Raw genomic sequence first — 16,948 nt, 5'->3', positions numbered from 1 at the left:
AACATGAAAGCAATTCGATTCCATGAGTACGGTAACGTTGATGTCCTTCGTTATGAAGATGCACCAACGCCGACCATCAGTCCAACCGAAGTCTTAATCAATCTCAAAGCCGCAGCGCTCAATCATCTCGATTTGTGGGTGAGAAGCGGCGCGCGTGAGCGAAACATTCCATTGCCGCACATTGGCGGTTCTGATGGTGCAGGAATTATTGCAGAAGTCGGAACAGCTGTAACGAATGTAAAAGTCGGTGACCGCGTTGTCATTTCTCCCGGACTTGGTTGCGGAAATTGTGCAATGTGTCTTGATGGAAAAGACAATCTCTGCTCATCCTATCACGTCCTCGGAACAAAAGAAGACGGCACGTATGCGGAGTACGTGAACGTACCGGCAAACAATGTTGTCACGCTACCATCATCAATCAGTTTTGAAGGAGCGGCGGCGGCTTCACTCGTCTTTCTTACAGCATGGCACATGCTTGTTACGCTTGCCAAAGTTCGGCTCGGTGAAACGGTTCTTGTTCACGGAGCGGGAAGCGGAGTTGGTTCAGCCGCAATTCAGATTGCCAAACTATTTGGCGCTCACGTCATCACCACCGCAGGCACGGATGAAAAACTCGCCAAAGCAAAACAACTTGGCGCCGATGAATTCATCAACTACAAAGAAAAAGATTTTGTCGAGGAATTAAGACGGCTTACCGAAAAACGGGGCGTTGATATTGTGTTTGAACATATCGGCGGCGAAGTGTTCGAGAAAAGTATATTGATTATTAAAAAAGGAGGGCGACTTGTCACCTGTGGCGCGACCGGCGAGTTCGTTGGCAAATTAGATTTACGGTATCTCTACTCACGGCACATCACACTGCTCGGTTCATTCATGGGAACAAAATCAGAATTATTTGAAGTGATGAAGTTTCTCGGCACCAAACTTCATCCGGTGATTGATTCCGTTTTCCCGCTTTCTGAGGCGAAAGAAGCACAGCAAAGAATGGAGGAGCGGAAGAATTTCGGGAAGATTATACTTTTTCCATAAATAATAACTTAAATATTTTAATTAATAATATGACAAATGATCAAAATGAAAAAAAAACAAAGTTTGAAAAAGTGAACGCAATATCAAATATCATCATTGCATTTACTAGTTTTTTAACCTTGATTATTACGTCCTTTGGGAACAAAAATAATTTACCTTTCTGGTTTCTGTTCATGCCATATATTTTTATTTTTCTATTTATAGTATGGCTCATAATGAATTACCTGCCAAGTTTTCTTCAGGAAAGAAGAAACAAAAAAATAGCAAAGGTTTATTTTCCCAGATTTGTACTTTTAGTTGAAGAATTCAGTGAACTAACTAGTCTTAGGATGGATTTCACAATGACGAATGTCCTGGAAAGCCTCAGACTAAAAGGTTACAACTTCCAGAACCGAGAATTTGCTGAATTATCCGAATGGGTAACTTCTAATTTAATTAATAGGTTAAAATCGTGTTCGCTATCATTTAATAATCTTAACATAGGTCTTCGTGACCTCCACACACTAACACATTCATACTATCGCTATTATTTTATCGCGACCTTTAACAATATTAGAGTATTGAATAAAGAGTTTATGACTGATAACGAAAGAAAAAAAATCGAAACTGCCCGAGAAGGTTTTACCAGATACTTAGATAGATTCCAGCTATTATGTAAGGAAATAAATAAAGCGATGGGGGACGATATTTTTCAATATTACTTTGAAAAATCGTCTGCTCTTTAGACAAATTTCTAATCTGTTAATCACTCATCCCCCTCTATCTCCGGATCAGGAATATGCGTGAATGCAATCCGCATCGGCGCGGAATCTAGGGCTTCGTGAGCGCCGCCGAAATAGACCGTGTTCTTTTTGTACATGCTGTTCAGTTTATCGAGCGCGGTATTGAGCGCTTCCGACGACCTGCCGAACGGAAATAACTGAGGCGTCTTGTTTTTCTCCTCCTTCAACTTGAACAGTGTAATAGCAACCTTAATCGGCGTTGCATGAACCGGTTCTTTCCGTTCCCACATTTTCGTCAGAGCGTTGATGAAATGCACCGTGTCCTGTGTTTCTGTAAAATGAATTTCATCCGTCCACCGCTCGCCGCTGATGTATTTGATTTTCACATACATTGCGCTTGCAAGCAGTTCATATTTCCGCAGACGCATCGCCGCTTTTTGAAGCAGGCGATGAAGCGTTGCATACGCTTTCTCTTCCGTCCGGTAATCGGGTGCAAGCACGTGCGAGTGTCCGACGGATGATTTGTGTGTCGGCGGCGAATAGACAACCTCGCCGCGCAAATTATCATACATCCGTTCTCCTTCGATACCGCCCCACACGTTGTGCAGTTTCTCTTTGCTTGCGTTCCACAACTCAAGTACCGTGTTGATTCCGTTTCTTCGCAATCGCTCTTCCATCCTCGCGCCGACTCCGTAAATATCACGCAACTCCATCTTCAGCAGGCAGTGCGGTAAATCTTTCGGTTCGATGATGACGAGCCCGTTGGGTTTTTGTAAATCGGAACCGGTCTTAGAAAGAAAAATATTCGGTGCGATACCAACTGAACAGCGAAGACACTCGCCGACGTTTGTTGCAATTGTTTGTTTGATTTGATGTGCCAACGCGATTGCCTTTTCCCGTTGCCGTTGACTTCCCGTCAGTTCGCACACCATTTCATCAATGGACATGACTTTAAAAACCGGAAGACACGACTCGACCGCTTCAATCAGTTTGTGATGATATTCTATGTAGATAAGATGCCGTGCCGGAACACAAATCAGTCCTGGGCACATTCGCTTCGCCTCTCGTACAAGCGTTCCGGTTTTCACGCCGAACTTTTTCGCCTCATAACTCGCGGCAATGCAACTCGTTGTATCCGCATCCATCGGAACAACGGCAACCGGCTTGCCGCGAAGTTTTGGCTCTACCTGCTGTTCACACGAAGCGAAGTAGGCGTTGAAATCAATGAAGAGGTAACGGAGAGGGGTCATACATTATGAATTTCAATCACAGTATAATGAACTTCTCAAAAAGAGACAACGGGATTAGTTATTTGATTATTCTCGTTTTCACTCAGTCTGGGGTGTGTGGAAATTAGTAGCAAATGACCGAACTTCTGGGACAATTGCTTGTTTCATTATAATGAAAATAATAACTACTATTAATCAACAATTTGATATCGAGTTTAAAATCAGATCACTTTGGATTCTATTTGGTAATGAGAAAAACTGAAATAATAATCGATGAAATTAGACAACTAGTAACCTCTAAGGGCTATATTTATGCTCTTTGTATGATTCTTTTTGAAGATTTTCATATTGTTCTAGAACAATTACACAAATTAGATTACAGAAAAAGATTAAGCACAAACGAAGCATCTCTGCTGCTTGGTTTTTTCATACAAAAGAAGATAGAGTTTGCGCCACCAGAAACTCCCCTGGAGCTAATTCAACTAAAACAAAAAACGTACGGATTAATGGAAGAGTTACATCAATCTTTCAATATTCCATTTATTGAAAAATTAGAAAAAAGCCTCGAAGCAGAGCACAACATTGAAAATTATAGAAGCGACCAAAAAGAGTTCTTTGGCAAGGGAGATATGCTCATCGAGGCAATATTTTATTCTGGAAGTGGGGTTTATGATTTTCAATATTCAGAGTTTTTAGAAAGAAAATACAAATACGATAAAGAGTGGCTTTCTAAAAATAGAAAATTTAGTCTCACTGATACTCCAATGATTGTTTCTCAGATAAAACACATTCTACAAGAAAAATCAGAAAAAGTACACTTATATGGACTGAATGAAAAGTTACCCGAATTAATTGAAAAGATGAAGAAAAAAAAGCCTACCGAGGATTGGGAAAAACAAGCTCGAGATATTTTGCCATTAATGGAAATACATCAATATGTTGAATTATTCTTTGAACATGTAAGAGATAAAGAAAATTTAACAATGGAGGATATAAGAGAAGATGGTTGGAAATCGTTTTATCAGAGTTTAATAGAGTTGTTTATCGTTGAGAGAGCATCCTTCGGAAACGAAAGCAACATTCAAGCATTTTTAGATAATTTTTCCATCTCTCCAGAAGATGGTGTAAATTTTAAGTTTCAAACCATTGGAGATTATAATCTTATAAACTCTCATCCAATCATTAAACTTGATAATGAAAAATATTTTGTACCAATTACATTTTTGTTGTTTGAAGCAATATATGAATGTCCTTATTATTGGATGTCAAATGACAAAGAATACCTTGATCAAGCTGCTGAAAACAGAGGAAGGGTCGGAGAGGAAGTGACGTATGCTTTCTTAGCGAAAGTCTTTGGAGTTTATAGAGCCCATAAATCCGTAAAAATAAAAACAACAAAAGGGCACGAGTCGACTGATATTGATGTTCTTTGTGTTTTGGGGAGTAAGGCTTTATGTGTGCAAGTAAAATCAAAAAAGCTTACCCTCTTATCTAGAAAAGGCAACGATAAAGGATTAATCGATGATTTTCAGAAAGCTGTTCAAGATGCCTATGAGCAAGGATTAGTATCTCGTCAGAAAATATTAGAAAAAAAAGCAAAGTTTATAGATGAAAATGGTAATGAAATAATACTATCAGAAGGGATTGACGAAGTTTATTTAATGGTAGTTTCAACTGAAAATTATCCATCCCTCACTCATCAATCTCATATCATGTTGGACAAGAAAGACGATGAACCGTTTCCAATCGTTTTAACAATTTTCGATTTAGAACTGCTTGCATATTACTTGAATGATCCATACGATTTTCTTTATTACATAAAACAAAGAATAGCATTAATGGATTATTTCCTGGGAGAAGAAGAGATGGTATTTCTCGGTTATCATTTGACTAACAAGTTGTGGAAAATCCCCAAATGCGACCAGTTTCTTATAGATACAAGCTATGGTAAACTAATAGATAGAAATTATTATCCAGTTAAAGCAGGTATAGAAGTTTCCGATGAAGGTGATGCAATTAAAAAGAAATGGAAAAATGAAGATTATGACCATCTTTGTCAAGAGCTTAAAAGTATCTATGAGCCAAAAATAACCGATATTTTGTTTTACCTCTCCGATAATTCTGGTAAGGCAAGAGATGATCTTGTAAATTTCATACTAAAAACAAAACAAAAAACTTTTGAAGACCAAAAAGCACATGATTTTTCTTTACCGCCGGACAATAGATATTTACCGCGTGTTGGTTTTTCATATTTTTCATTGAACTCCGATAACTCTGAGGAGTTAAAAAGTAAATTATTAACATTGTGTCAGGTAAGAAAATACAAAAGTAAGGGTGATGTTTGGATTGGCTTTGGAAGTCTAAAAAACAGTTCAAGAATGATCGATACAATTGCGTTCAATGATGAAGTTTGGAAATATGATGAAAGTTTAGAAAAACTCGCTAAACTTTTATTAGAAGGTAAAGGCCAATATCTTCGTCTTACCAAAAAAATGGGCAGAAATGATCCATGTTCTTGTGGAAGCGGCTTAAAATATAAAAATTGTTGTGGCGCGAACTAATAGAAGTTTATTTATCGACACAGATGAAATCACATCCCCGCAATCTTCCTCCTCACCACATCCAGCACCGCATCCGCCTTCGCCCTGCTCGTCTTCAACAGAGAAATCGCTTCTTCTTTCCATCCGTTAAAGTTATGGTCGGAGATGGAGTTGAGATTGATGCGAACATTGAGAGCGGCGGCTTCGCATGCAGTATGAAACATAAATGCGTTCATCCTCACCTTAATGCTTCGGTTTCACAATCTCTGCTATTACCTTCTCAACTTCTGAGAAATACTTTTCTTTCACAATGCTAAACTTCCGGATAATTTTCGATTTGTGGATGGAAAATAATTTATGTGCTTTCACAACAGAAGATTCGGGCAACATTCCCATTTCCAAATCTTCATTCCGCAACTCTAACGAGTAAGAATCTTTAAAGAGATTACTCGATATAACACAGACAACGACATCATCGAACTTGTCGTTGAAGTCGTCGTTGGACACAATTAAGACAGGACGTTTTTTACTTGCGCTTAAATCTGAATACGGAAACGGAACAAGTACTATTTCACGTTGTCTATAACGCATCCCAGCCACTCTCTTTTTCTCCCCAATGATGAGAGACGCTGTACTCTGTTAAATCTTCCGTATGCTCACCCATGTACAGTCCATATTTATCCTGATAGAGTAAATCAATGAGACGATTGACGTTTTCAAGAAGTTCCGTTTTTTTGAGCAACCGGATTTCTTCAATCAGATTTTGGTATTCATTCATCGGGAGTTGTATCGTATTCATATCGTTTAAATTTATTGAGTGAACATACAAAATGATTGTTATGTTTGCAATTGTCTTTTTGCATCTGTAGTGTTTTTTTTAGGTATCCTTACACACCCGCAATCTTCTTCCTCACTACTTCCATCACCTCATCAGATTTCGCTTTACTTGTCTTCAATAACGAAAGGAGTTCTTCTTCTTTCCAGCCATTGAAGTTATGGTCGGAGATTGTGTTGAGGTTGATGCGAACATTAAGTGCGGCGGCTTCACATGCGGCATGAAGGAGCAACGCGCTCACTCCGGCATCGCTTGCGGAGTTGACGTTTCCTTTTTCTGCGACAACATGCGCAAGCGCGAGAGCATCAATCACATGCTTCATCACTTCGAGCGGAACGAGCGCGGCTTCCTTCGTCGTCTCCTGAATTGCCGCGGCACGAAGCGCCTTCTGTCCTTCCGTATCTTTCGGCAACCCATACGCTTCTATCACCTTGTTGAAGGTTTCCGTGTCTTTATCAACTAATGTTGTGAATGTGGCGCGTAAATCTTCTGCCTGCTCTAACACGGTTCTCAATTCGGCCTCCACATCGGCATACTTCTTTTTGCCGATTGTCAGATTACAGACCATTGAAGTGAGCGCAGAGCCAAGCGCCCCCGCCAGAGCGGCGACACTTCCTCCGCCGGGCGCGGGTGAGTTGGAGGCAAGTTCATCGAGAAATGTTGTGAGTGTTTTTTCGGTTAACATACGTTCTTTCAAATCATGAATTCAATAATTTTCTTTTCGGGGACGAACGGTTCGAGTTGGCTCAATCCCAAATGCTCAATTGCTGTTTGGATTTGTGCCTGCTCGGTTTGCTCAGTCGCACCGTAAAAATTTCCTGCTAAAAGTAACGCTTCTTTCGGAATTAACCCAACGATTTCACTTCCGGTTATTTCCACGCCGAGCGTTTTGGCTTCTTTCTTCACTTCTTCAAATGCGATATGCGGCGGCACGAGCGTATAGTTGGTTACGTTGATGGAAACCTGAGCAATGTTGAATCTCTCCAATTGAACTCCCATTGCTTTAATGGATTTGAGCGAACCGGGAATCGTCGTCTTCGTTCCATCGGGATTTTTTATTGTGCGACCGCTTTCACGGATGCGAAGCGCAATCTCGTGTGCAATCTCTTTGTCGTTCGTTGCAAGATTGACGTTGTATGCAATCAGGAAAAACCTCGCGCCTGTCACCGTCGCGCCGGACTTCGCATTGAACTCTGCAAAACCGAAATCCGGTTTCCATTCCGGGACTTTCAATTTTTCTCTCAGCGCTTCGTACTCGCCCTTCCGGATTGTTGCAAGATTTTTTCGTTCCGGGGTTCGCGCGGCTTCTTCATACAAGTATATGGGAATGTTCAGTTCCTTCGCAACACGCTCGCCATATCCTTCGGCAAGGTTCACACATTCCTGCATCGTCACTCCCGAAACAGGAATGAACGGCACAACATCCGTCGCACCGATGCGCGGGTGTTCGCCTTTGTGATTCGTCATGTCAATCAGTTCGGCGGCTTTTTTGGTCGCGGCAAACGCGGCGTCGCGCACCGCTTCCGGCTCGCCGACAAATGTTACTACCGTTCGGTTGTAATCATTATCCGGCTCGACGCTGAGGAGTTTAACATGCTGTACTTGTTTGATGCTTTCTGCAATTTCATTAATGATATGTTTGTCCCGTCCTTCACTGAAGTTGGGGACGCACTCGACTAATTGTTTCATGTATTCGTTTTCGTTTGATACTATTGAGGTGTAATCTGAATGTACTTTGAAAGTAATTGTGTTATGGAATTTTAGCAAACTCAGGCTGGTAAACATAACAGTTTTTTTCTCATTTTACCACTTTCTCAAAGGGTGTGCTCTCGTTCATCCTTTGAAGCAGAATCTCACAAAAATATTTCCTATCTTAGCCCATCATTTTTTGCTCTGCATCGAACCACTATGAAACTTCTCCTATCGTACCTCAAACACTACTGGAAACTGATTACACTTGCGCTGTTTCTTGCCGCAGTCAATCAGACATTCTCACTGCTCGACCCGCTCATCTTCCGCCATATTATTGATGAGTATGTTACACGCTTCAAGGAATTCTCTTCGGAAGAATTCTTCAAAGGTGTCGGGACGCTTTTGCTTGCGGCAGTCGGCGTTGCGTTCGTTTCACGCGTGGCGAAGAACTTTCAGGATTATTTCATTAATACGATTACGCAAAAGTTAGGAGCGCAAATCTATTCCGACGGACTCCGGCACTCGCTCGAACTTCCGTACTCCGTGTTTGAAGACCAGCGAAGCGGCGAAACACTCGGTAAACTTCAAAAAGTCCGAACGGATGTGGAACGAGTGATTTCAACTTCCATCAATGTTCTCTTTACAACGCTTGTTGGAATTATCTTTGTCATAATTTATGCGTTCAGTGTCCACTGGCTCATCGCCCCGATCTATTTTATGACGATTCCGTTGCTTGGTTTTCTCAGTTCTGTCATCGGAAAGAAAATCAAAACAATTCAGAAAACGATTGTCGCCGAAACAACTGCGCTAGCCGGCTCGACAACAGAATCGCTCCGCAACATCGAGTTGGTGAAAAGTCTCGGACTTGCTCAGCAGGAAATCGAACGGCTCAACACGACGACCGGAAAAATTCTCCTTCTTGAACTGAAGAAGGTCCGGTACTTGCGCAGTCTCAGTTTCATCCAAGGTTCCGCCGTTAATGCACTCCGCACAGGAATTCTCGGTTTCATGCTCTATCTTATTTTTTCTCAGGAAATTACGTTCGGTCAATTCTTCTCGCTCTGGATTTACTCGTTCTTCATTTTCGGACCGTTGCAGGAACTCGGTAACATCATCAATATATATCGCGAAGCGGAAGTCTCGCTTAATAATTTCGAGCAAATTATGAACACACCGAAAGAACCGAAACCGCTCAATCCTGCATCGCTCGGACAAATCAGGATGCTTTCGTTCGAGCAGGTTTCTTTCAAGCATCAATCAGCAACGAAGAACGCGCTCGACAATATTTCGTTTTCCGTGAGAACAGGAGAGAGCATTGCCTTTGTCGGTCCTTCCGGCTCCGGTAAGACAACGTTGGTGAAATTGCTCGTCGGTTTGTATCGCCCGCGGGAAGGGAGAATTTTGTACGATACTATTTCTTCCATTGATGTTGACCTCGACCGGCTTCGTGAACAAATCGGATTTGTCACGCAGGATACGCAGTTGTTCTCCGGGACAATCAAGGAGAATCTTCGCTTTGTCAATCCATCAGCAACAGATGCCGAGTGTATGGATGTTCTTCAGAAAGCGGCATGTCAAAGTTTACTCGCCCGCGCGGAGAAAGGCTTGGATACGGTCATCGGTGAAGGGGGCGTGAAAGTTTCCGGCGGCGAAAAGCAACGGCTTTCGATTGCACGCGCGCTGTTACGTCATCCTAACATACTTGTGTTTGATGAAGCAACGTCATCGCTTGATTCGTTAACGGAAGAAGAAATAACTGAAACCATCCGCGATATTTCTACGCGTCGCGAAATGATTACGATTCTCATCGCACATCGTCTCTCAACTATTCTCCACGCCGATAGAATTTATGTTCTGGAGCGAGGACGCATTGTTGAAGCGGGAACACATTCGGAATTGCTGGAAATGAAGGGCTTGTACTTTGCAATGTGGCGGCAACAGATTGGAGAACGGGAAAACGGTGTGATGAATGAACTTACGATAGAAAAAATGGCGTTGAATTGAAAACGAGAAATTATTCACCACAGATTGCACGGAAACAACGCGGATGTACGCGAATGACTTTCTTACTGTCTGTGTAAATCTGTGTGAGTTTCTGTGTCACCGTGGTTAATGAAAACATGAAGATAGAAACACAATGATAATCAAAGGTATCTTTCCTCCCATGCTCACACCGTTCAAAGAGAACGGCGATGTGGAGTACAACGCATTTGTTCGCAACATCGAGAAGTGGAACAATGAACCGCTCGGCGGCTATCTCGTCCTCGGCTCGAACAGCGAGACGGCATATCTCAATGAAGAAGAAAAACTCACACTCATCGAACTGACGGTTCAAACTGCAAAGGAAGGGAGAACAATTCTTGCAGGAACGGGATTGGAGTCGACGCGGGAAACGATACGAATGACAAACATGGCGGCGAAGTTAGGCGCACATGCCGCACTTGTTCTCACGCCAAATTATTATTTGGGACAAATGACTGACTCAACGCTCATCCGACATTTTACTTTCATCGCAGATGAATCTGAAATTCCGGTATTGATATACAACGTTCCGAAGTTCACGCATCTCAATATTTCTGTTGAAGCGGTACGGGTTCTCAGTCAGCATCCGAACATCGTCGGGATGAAAGACAGCGCAGGAAATATAGCGCAACTTGAATCATTCAAGAAGGCAGTTCCGGAAACATTCAACTTGATTGTCGGCTCGGCGACCATTCTTTATTCTGCATTATCATTAGGAGTGAAAGCGGGTATCCTCGCTCTTGCTAATTGCGCACCGAAAGCGTGTGCAACAGTTCAGGAATTATTCAATCGAGGGAAGCATGACGAAGCCAAACAACTTCAGGGAAAATTATTACCGGCAATCAAGGCGGTAACCGATACATACGGAATTGCCGGATTGAAACATGCGGCAACATTGACAGGGTATGAAGGAGGATTTGTGAGAAGTCCGTTGGTTGAGTTACGTACAGGGGAGAAAGAAAAGATTCGGACGATTCTTTATGAAATTGACGATGTACAATTGCATCAATGATACAATCGTCAATGACTCAATCGTAAATCGTCAATCTATTCTACTCTTCCACCCAGATACTTCGCGAGAAATTTCTCCGCAACCGAATAGAACTTCAACCGGTTTTCCGGTCGGGCGAAGCCGTGTCCTTCATCGGGGAAGAGCATGTATTCTACTTCCTTCCCGTTCTTCTTCAATGCGTCAACAATTTGCTCGCTCTCTGATTGCTTCACGCGCGGGTCGTTTGCACCCTGAGCGATGAGCATGGGGATGGTAATCTTCTCTGCATGAAAAAGCGGCGACCGTGATTTGAGAAATTCTTCTTCCGTTGCCGGGTCGCCGACTCGCTTGGTGAACTGCACTTTCATTGGTTCCCAATACGGCGGGATGGAATTGATGAGCGTGATGATGCTACTCGGTCCGACAATATCAATCGAACAAGCGAAGACATCGGGAGTGAACGCCGCGCCCGCAAGCGCCGCGTATCCGCCGTACGAACCGCCGTAAATGGCAACACGTTTCGGGTCTGCAATTTCTTGTTTGATTGCCCAGTTCACTGCATCAATCAAATCGTCATGCATCTTCGCCCCCCATTCGCGGTCTCCGGCATTGAGGAATTGTTTTCCGTAACCTGTTGAGCCGCGGAAATTAATTTGCAAACACGCGTACCCGCGATTGGCAAACCACTGTGCTTCAGGATTGAATCCCCACACATCCCGCGCCCATGGCCCGCCGTGAACATCAAGCACGAGCGGAAGATGTTTCGACTCTACACCAAACGGAAGAGTCAAATATCCGTGCAGAACCAAACCGTCGCGGGCAGTGACGGTGATGGGTTTCATCTCCGTAAGTTGATATTGTTCCAACGCGGGGCGGTTGCTGAATAAATACGTCGCTTTCTTCGTTTTTCTTTCAAACAAATAATAAACAACAGGGCCGTTATCTTTCGTGAATGCGAGAACCCATACCGAATCGTCAGTCGTTCTGCTGTTCAGCACAACATCTCCGCTGTCAATCTTTTGAATCGTTTCAAAATCTTCTGAGAGTGAACCATCAATAACGCTCCAGACATTTCTGTGTTTGTAAAACGAAACGAGTTGGAGTATGTGTTTCGTCGGATGGAGAATGACGTTGGAGATATCGTATTCTGCATCTTCTGCAAGAACGGAGACATCGCCGGTCAACTTCATCTCCACAAGACGCGTCGCGTTCCAATCGCGGGAATCACCGACGTACATTGCGGAGTTATCGTGTGTGAATCCATACACATTAGGAAATCCATCTTCAAACGACCACGTTGCAAGATGATTCCAACTTCCGTTTGCCAGAACATTCAACGCGTATCCGCCATCCACGTTCTGCACAAGCGCGGCGCGAACAGTGAACGCATTGTCCGCAATCCAGCCGACAACATTTCCGGGATTTTCAACAAGGAGTTTCTCTTCTCCCGTTTGCAAATTCAGTTCATACACATCATGCAGGCGTTTATCCCGGACATTCAAGCCGACGAGAATTTTCTCCGGCACATTCGGGTCGGTGTGAATGACTTGCGCCTGAATTTCCGGATGCGGTGTTAAATCTCGCACCGATTCGGTTTCACAATTCACCAAATATAAATGCCAGTTCTCATCGCCATCTTTATCCTGCGCGTAGATGATGTTGCGGGAATCTTCGCTCCAGAAATATTGACGGATGCCGCGATGTTTATCACGCGTAATAACTCTATCGTCGTTCTTGTCAACAGAACGAAGCCAGACATTCAACACTCCTTCAAACGGAGCGATATAGGAAAGCCATCGTCCGTCGGGAGAAATCTGTGGAGACATCCGTTCTGGGTTTCCGAAAAGGACGGAGCGGGGGATGAGTTTTGTGTTCGTGTTCATTCTTGTATTCAAGTGTTGGGGAATAGTAAGGAATTGACGATTGAGTCATTGAATCATTGATACAATGATTCAATTACGCTGAGAGTTCTTTCCAGCGTCTCGCGTACTTAGCCAGAGTTTGGTCAACGAGAAAATGTACCGAACCCTTTGTGAAGAGATGTTTCTTGTTTTTCGTTCCGGCTTTTCGTCCGGTCAGGATTTCAATTCCCTCGTCAATTGTTTTCACTGCAAAGACTCGAAACTTACCTGCGTTGACTGCTTCAAGTACATCCCGTCGAAGCATTAACTCCGGAATGTTTTGATGCGGAATTATTACGCCTTGTTTGCCGGTCAATCCTCTTGCTTTGCACACATCAAAAAAGCCTTCAACTTTTTGATTTACTCCTCCGATGGGTTGAATTTCTCCTTTTTGATTGACAGACCCGGTGACTGCAATATCCTGCCGCAACGGAAGATTGGAGAGAGAAGAAAGCAACGCATAGATTTCTGTCGAAGAAGCGCTGTCGCCATCCACGCCACTGTACGATTGCTCGAACGCGATGCTAGCCGTCATCACGAGCGGTTTGTTCATTGCATACGTGCTGTGCATGTACCCGTTGAGAATCAACATTCCTTTGTCGTGTGTTGGTCCGCTCATCTCTGCTTCGCGTTCGATGTTGATGATGCCGTCGCGACCGAGCGATGTTTTGGCTGTGATACGAGTCGGTTTTCCGAAGGCGTACTCGCCAAGGTCATACACCGAAAGTCCGTTCACTTGACCGACCGCCCAGCCATCCGAATCAATCATGATGCTACCATCAATAATCATGTCCTGAATTTTTTCTTCGATAAGATTCACCCGCTCGATGCGTTCATCAATCGCTTTCCAGACATGGGATGCGTTTGCCATCGCGCCGTTTTCTTTCGATGCCCAGTAACTTGCTTCGCGCAACACATCGGCGATGATGTTAAACCGTGTCGAAAGTTTGTTTTGTCGTCCGGCGAGCCGCGTTCCGTATTCAATCACCGCCGCAACTCCTGTAGCATCGAACGAACAGAGTTTATCCTCGTCGCAGATCATCTTGATGAACGAAACATACCGGTTGATGGAGTCGTCCTGTTTCGGCATTTCAATATCGAAATCGGCGCGCACCTTAAAAATTTTCTTGAAGTCGTCATCCTGCTCGTACAATAAAAAGTAAATGTACGCATCACCAATCATGATGACCTTGACACCGATTTCCACCGGCTCAGGTTTCAGCGCCGAACTCATTCCGAACAACCCGCTTTCCATGGATTGGATTTCCAGCAATCCATTCCTCAGTGTTCGCTTCAACGTTTGCCATACGCCCGGTTCGACAAGCGCGTCGAGCGCGTTCACAACAAGATAACCGCCGTCTGCCTTCAACATGCTTCCCGATTTAATCATTGTGAAATCCGTTCGCCACACGCCGTTGCGGTCAACTTCCCGTTCTATCGTTCCGAAAAGGTTTTTATACTTCGGATTTGTTTCGATGACAATCGGGATACCTTTCGTCTCGGAATTATCCAGCACGACATTGACGCGAAATTCAATAAACGAATCCTGTTCTGATTGTTCCGCTCCATCTGTTCCCGGTGGTTGGTTCTCCCCATCCTGCGGTTTGAACTTGTGAAGATTGTTGACGACATGTTCAACGACACTCTCAAGGTGCTTGTGCAGTTTTTCGTTCTGATATTTTGTTCGAATTTCTTCAACATGGAGTTTGACAATCGGTTGAAAATGTTTCTTCGTCAACTCTTCGATGGAGTCTTTTGCTTTCCGGTCAATGTTCCGCATTTCGCGAAGCATCACTTCCATCGCTTTCTCAAGAAGCATTCTATCCTGAATTTTCTGTTCGACATCTTCTTTGGTGATTTTTCCTTGTTGAATCAATCCGTCCAACTGGTCGAAACTTACCGGTTGATTGCCGACCACCGGCGCAATCTCCGGCTGAACCCCGGAAGCAACCTGCACCTGAATGACTTCGAATCCTTTTTCTTTCACCTTTTTTTCGAAATCGCGCAACACGCTTCGCTGACGTTCCTGAAAATGTTCCAACACGCCGCGCCGTTTATCCTGATAGCGTTGACTCTCCAGCGCGGATGGAATAATTTTAATCAACTCATGCAACAATCTTTCCATGTCGGAACGAAGTTGAACGCCTTGTCCCGCAGGCAAGGTGACAAGTATCGGCGCGTCGGGGTATTTGATGTTGTGAACGTAACATTGGTCTTTCAGAGGAACCTGTTTTCCTTCAAACTCAGCAAGAAGTCGTTTGATGGTTGTCATTCTTCCTGTCCCGGAATACCCGGTCACAAACACATTGTAGCCGGCGTTATGAATTTCCAAGCCGAGACGAAGCGCACGCAACGCGCGCTCCTGACCGATAATATCATGTGACGGATGAATATCGTTTGTTGATTTAATGTTTAAACTGTTCGGGTCACAATTCCAGCGAAGTTGTTCGACCGGAACTTCATATTGTTTGATGTTCGATTTCATGAGTTCTTATACGATGAATGATTTCTTGGGGTGTAAACTTACTAATGTTCTGGGTGAATGACAAGTTTGTGTTACGTGTTAATTTTCCCGTGTCTAACGAAATATCAGGAGAAATCGTTCGATGTGAGAAAAGGAGCGTTGGAGTATATGAAGGTGGGTATCATGGGCCATTCCGTGAGTCGGCAAATTAGCAAGTGCCATGGTTCGGAACATGACACCCCCAAAAAAAGAGTTATCGCAATCGGTTGAAGGATACAGGCAAGTGCTTCATGCAAATTTATCGGTGCATAACGGCAAATTCAGTAAAAAATTTGAATCATTGTACCGCGAGTTACACATTGCAGGATACTACAGAGGATTACTTACAGATGTCGGTGTTGTCAAAGAAACTTTTCGCTCCGCAAAAGATTTTATTGACAAAATCAGTAATTCATAAACCCGATGTAAAATAATTTGTGATATTCGACCTCATAAGTACACACATTATATACTAAGGAAGTTTTGTTACTACCAATACCGAAAACGGAGATGATTGGATTTGTAAATTTCTTTGAATCGAAAAAAAACACCCAATGCAAGGCAAAAGAGAAATGGATTTTCGGTTATGCAATAAATACGATAACCCTCAGTCCGTGTTTTGATAAGCCATTTGAAGGTTTAAAAAGTTGTAAAAATAATGTGCAAACCACGGGGGCTCAAAGCGATGGCATCTTAGCAAACAGAATCAATATTAATAGAAAGGAGAAAAAAATATTTTTTTTTGAGGGATGTCACTGGTATCAATTTAACTGAGATCATTAAATGAATTTCATAAAAGTAATTTGAGTGCCATGCCGAATATTAGATGAATTTCCCATTTTTTTGAATTTGTTATAATTAGAAGTTAATACAAATCGACGTCGATTTGTCTCTATCATAAATTCATCTACAAAGTGTTGTATTTCATACAGCCCATGATGTCTATTAGATTGTATAAGTTCAAATGGATTTCCTTCAAATCCCAATCCTCTATCTCTCAAAATCACTTTAATATGATCATGTTCAAAATGAACAGAAATTTCTCCTCCACTAGCGTTTTCTAACGCATTTTTTCCTAATTCTATGATACAGTATCCTATCATGGAAATGTTTTTTTCTTTTGGGTTATATCCGTTAGCAATGCATAGATTATCCCACCAAGAATTTAATCTTCCTACCAATTCGTTACTACCGATATGCATTTTAATATTATCAAAGTGATAGTAGTTAAAGGCTACCCTATATATCTTTGGTTGTTTATAATTGTTTGATTTCTTGATAATGGTAAAGTTTGAAATTCTTTCTCTTGAATCTATACTAAAGAAAACAAAACGCCCCTCATGGTGAATCATAACCAAATGTTGTGTAAACTTTTCATTAAGCGGCGTTCAGTATCTTAGCATGGTTTTTCGATTTCATATACTCAATTGTTTCTTCGATCAGTTGGAATGCATTCAGTTTCCGTATTCGCGTTTGTCGTTCCA

15 protein-coding genes are annotated in these 16,948 nt (G+C 42.8%); 6 read left to right on the top strand and 9 right to left on the bottom strand.

What is annotated here, in order from left to right:
• Positions 1 to 3: 3 nt before the first annotated feature.
• Positions 4 to 1,029, top strand: a complete 1,026-nt coding sequence (locus HY960_14220; protein MBI5216905.1) for a zinc-binding dehydrogenase — start codon at positions 4 to 6, stop codon at positions 1,027 to 1,029.
• A gap of 745 nt (positions 1,030 to 1,774) precedes the next feature.
• Here HY960_14220 and HY960_14215 read toward each other — a convergent pair.
• The gene (locus tag HY960_14215; GenBank protein MBI5216904.1) at positions 1,775 to 3,001 is read right to left on the bottom strand and encodes a DNA polymerase; all 1,227 of its coding nucleotides are present in this window, start codon (positions 2,999 to 3,001) and stop codon (positions 1,775 to 1,777) included.
• Positions 3,002 to 3,228: 227 nt separating this feature from the next.
• On the opposite strand from HY960_14215, the gene HY960_14210 reads away from it, so the two are divergent.
• On the top strand, positions 3,229 to 5,541 hold the full coding sequence (locus HY960_14210) for an SEC-C domain-containing protein (GenBank protein MBI5216903.1): 2,313 nt from the start codon (positions 3,229 to 3,231) through the stop codon (positions 5,539 to 5,541).
• A 29-nt stretch (positions 5,542 to 5,570) separates the two neighbouring features.
• Here the strand turns inward: HY960_14210 and HY960_14205 are convergent, their stop codons facing one another.
• The 5 genes from HY960_14205 to ftcD all read right to left on the bottom strand — a co-directional run bounded on the left by HY960_14205 (position 5,571) and on the right by ftcD (position 8,044).
• Complete coding sequence (locus HY960_14205) at positions 5,571 to 5,744, bottom strand: hypothetical protein (GenBank protein ID MBI5216902.1); 174 nt, start codon at positions 5,742 to 5,744, stop codon at positions 5,571 to 5,573.
• A gap of 19 nt (positions 5,745 to 5,763) precedes the next feature.
• Positions 5,764 to 6,111, bottom strand: a complete 348-nt coding sequence (locus tag HY960_14200; protein MBI5216901.1) for a type II toxin-antitoxin system PemK/MazF family toxin — start codon at positions 6,109 to 6,111, stop codon at positions 5,764 to 5,766.
• Positions 6,101 to 6,319 (bottom strand): hypothetical protein, encoded by a 219-nt coding sequence (locus HY960_14195; GenBank protein MBI5216900.1) that lies wholly within the window; start codon positions 6,317 to 6,319, stop codon positions 6,101 to 6,103. Before HY960_14195 ends, HY960_14200 begins: the two co-directional genes overlap by 11 nt.
• Positions 6,320 to 6,407: 88 nt before the next feature.
• Positions 6,408 to 7,040 (bottom strand): cyclodeaminase/cyclohydrolase family protein, encoded by a 633-nt coding sequence (locus tag HY960_14190; GenBank protein MBI5216899.1) that lies wholly within the window; start codon positions 7,038 to 7,040, stop codon positions 6,408 to 6,410.
• Positions 7,041 to 7,048: 8 nt separating this feature from the next.
• A complete protein-coding gene (ftcD, locus tag HY960_14185) occupies positions 7,049 to 8,044 on the bottom strand; it encodes a glutamate formimidoyltransferase (protein ID MBI5216898.1) in 996 nt (331 codons plus the stop codon).
• 219 nt (positions 8,045 to 8,263) lie between these two features.
• Between ftcD and HY960_14180 the strand changes: the two genes are divergently transcribed.
• Both HY960_14180 and HY960_14175 read left to right on the top strand, forming a co-directional pair.
• Positions 8,264 to 10,051 carry an ABC transporter ATP-binding protein gene (locus HY960_14180; protein MBI5216897.1) on the top strand — a complete coding sequence of 596 codons (1,788 nt, stop codon included), beginning with the start codon at positions 8,264 to 8,266 and terminating at the stop codon, positions 10,049 to 10,051.
• 133 nt (positions 10,052 to 10,184) lie between these two features.
• Positions 10,185 to 11,081, top strand: coding sequence for a dihydrodipicolinate synthase family protein (locus HY960_14175; GenBank protein ID MBI5216896.1), 897 nt, complete (start codon positions 10,185 to 10,187; stop codon positions 11,079 to 11,081).
• A 35-nt stretch (positions 11,082 to 11,116) separates the two neighbouring features.
• Here the strand turns inward: HY960_14175 and HY960_14170 are convergent, their stop codons facing one another.
• Positions 11,117 to 12,943: a S9 family peptidase gene (locus HY960_14170; GenBank protein MBI5216895.1), complete on the bottom strand. Its 1,827-nt coding sequence runs from the start codon at positions 12,941 to 12,943 to the stop codon at positions 11,117 to 11,119.
• Between the two features lie 73 nt (positions 12,944 to 13,016).
• A complete protein-coding gene (locus HY960_14165; protein ID MBI5216894.1) occupies positions 13,017 to 15,446 on the bottom strand; it encodes an AAA family ATPase in 2,430 nt (809 codons plus the stop codon).
• Positions 15,447 to 15,657: 211 nt separating this feature from the next.
• On the opposite strand from HY960_14165, the gene HY960_14160 reads away from it, so the two are divergent.
• Both HY960_14160 and HY960_14155 read left to right on the top strand, forming a co-directional pair.
• Positions 15,658 to 15,882: a DUF5618 family protein gene (locus HY960_14160; protein MBI5216893.1), complete on the top strand. Its 225-nt coding sequence runs from the start codon at positions 15,658 to 15,660 to the stop codon at positions 15,880 to 15,882.
• Between the two features lie 92 nt (positions 15,883 to 15,974).
• A complete protein-coding gene (locus HY960_14155) occupies positions 15,975 to 16,238 on the top strand; it encodes a hypothetical protein (protein ID MBI5216892.1) in 264 nt (87 codons plus the stop codon).
• Between the two features lie 5 nt (positions 16,239 to 16,243).
• On the opposite strand, the gene HY960_14150 is transcribed toward HY960_14155, so the two are convergent.
• Positions 16,244 to 16,816: a hypothetical protein gene (locus HY960_14150; GenBank protein MBI5216891.1), complete on the bottom strand. Its 573-nt coding sequence runs from the start codon at positions 16,814 to 16,816 to the stop codon at positions 16,244 to 16,246.
• Positions 16,817 to 16,948: the final 132 nt, after the last annotated feature.

The sequence above is a fragment of the Ignavibacteriota bacterium genome, from assembly GCA_016212665.1.
Taxonomy (GTDB): domain Bacteria; phylum Bacteroidota; class Ignavibacteria; order UBA10030; family SZUA-254; genus FW602-bin19.
This window is presented reverse-complemented; position numbering and strand designations above follow the sequence as displayed.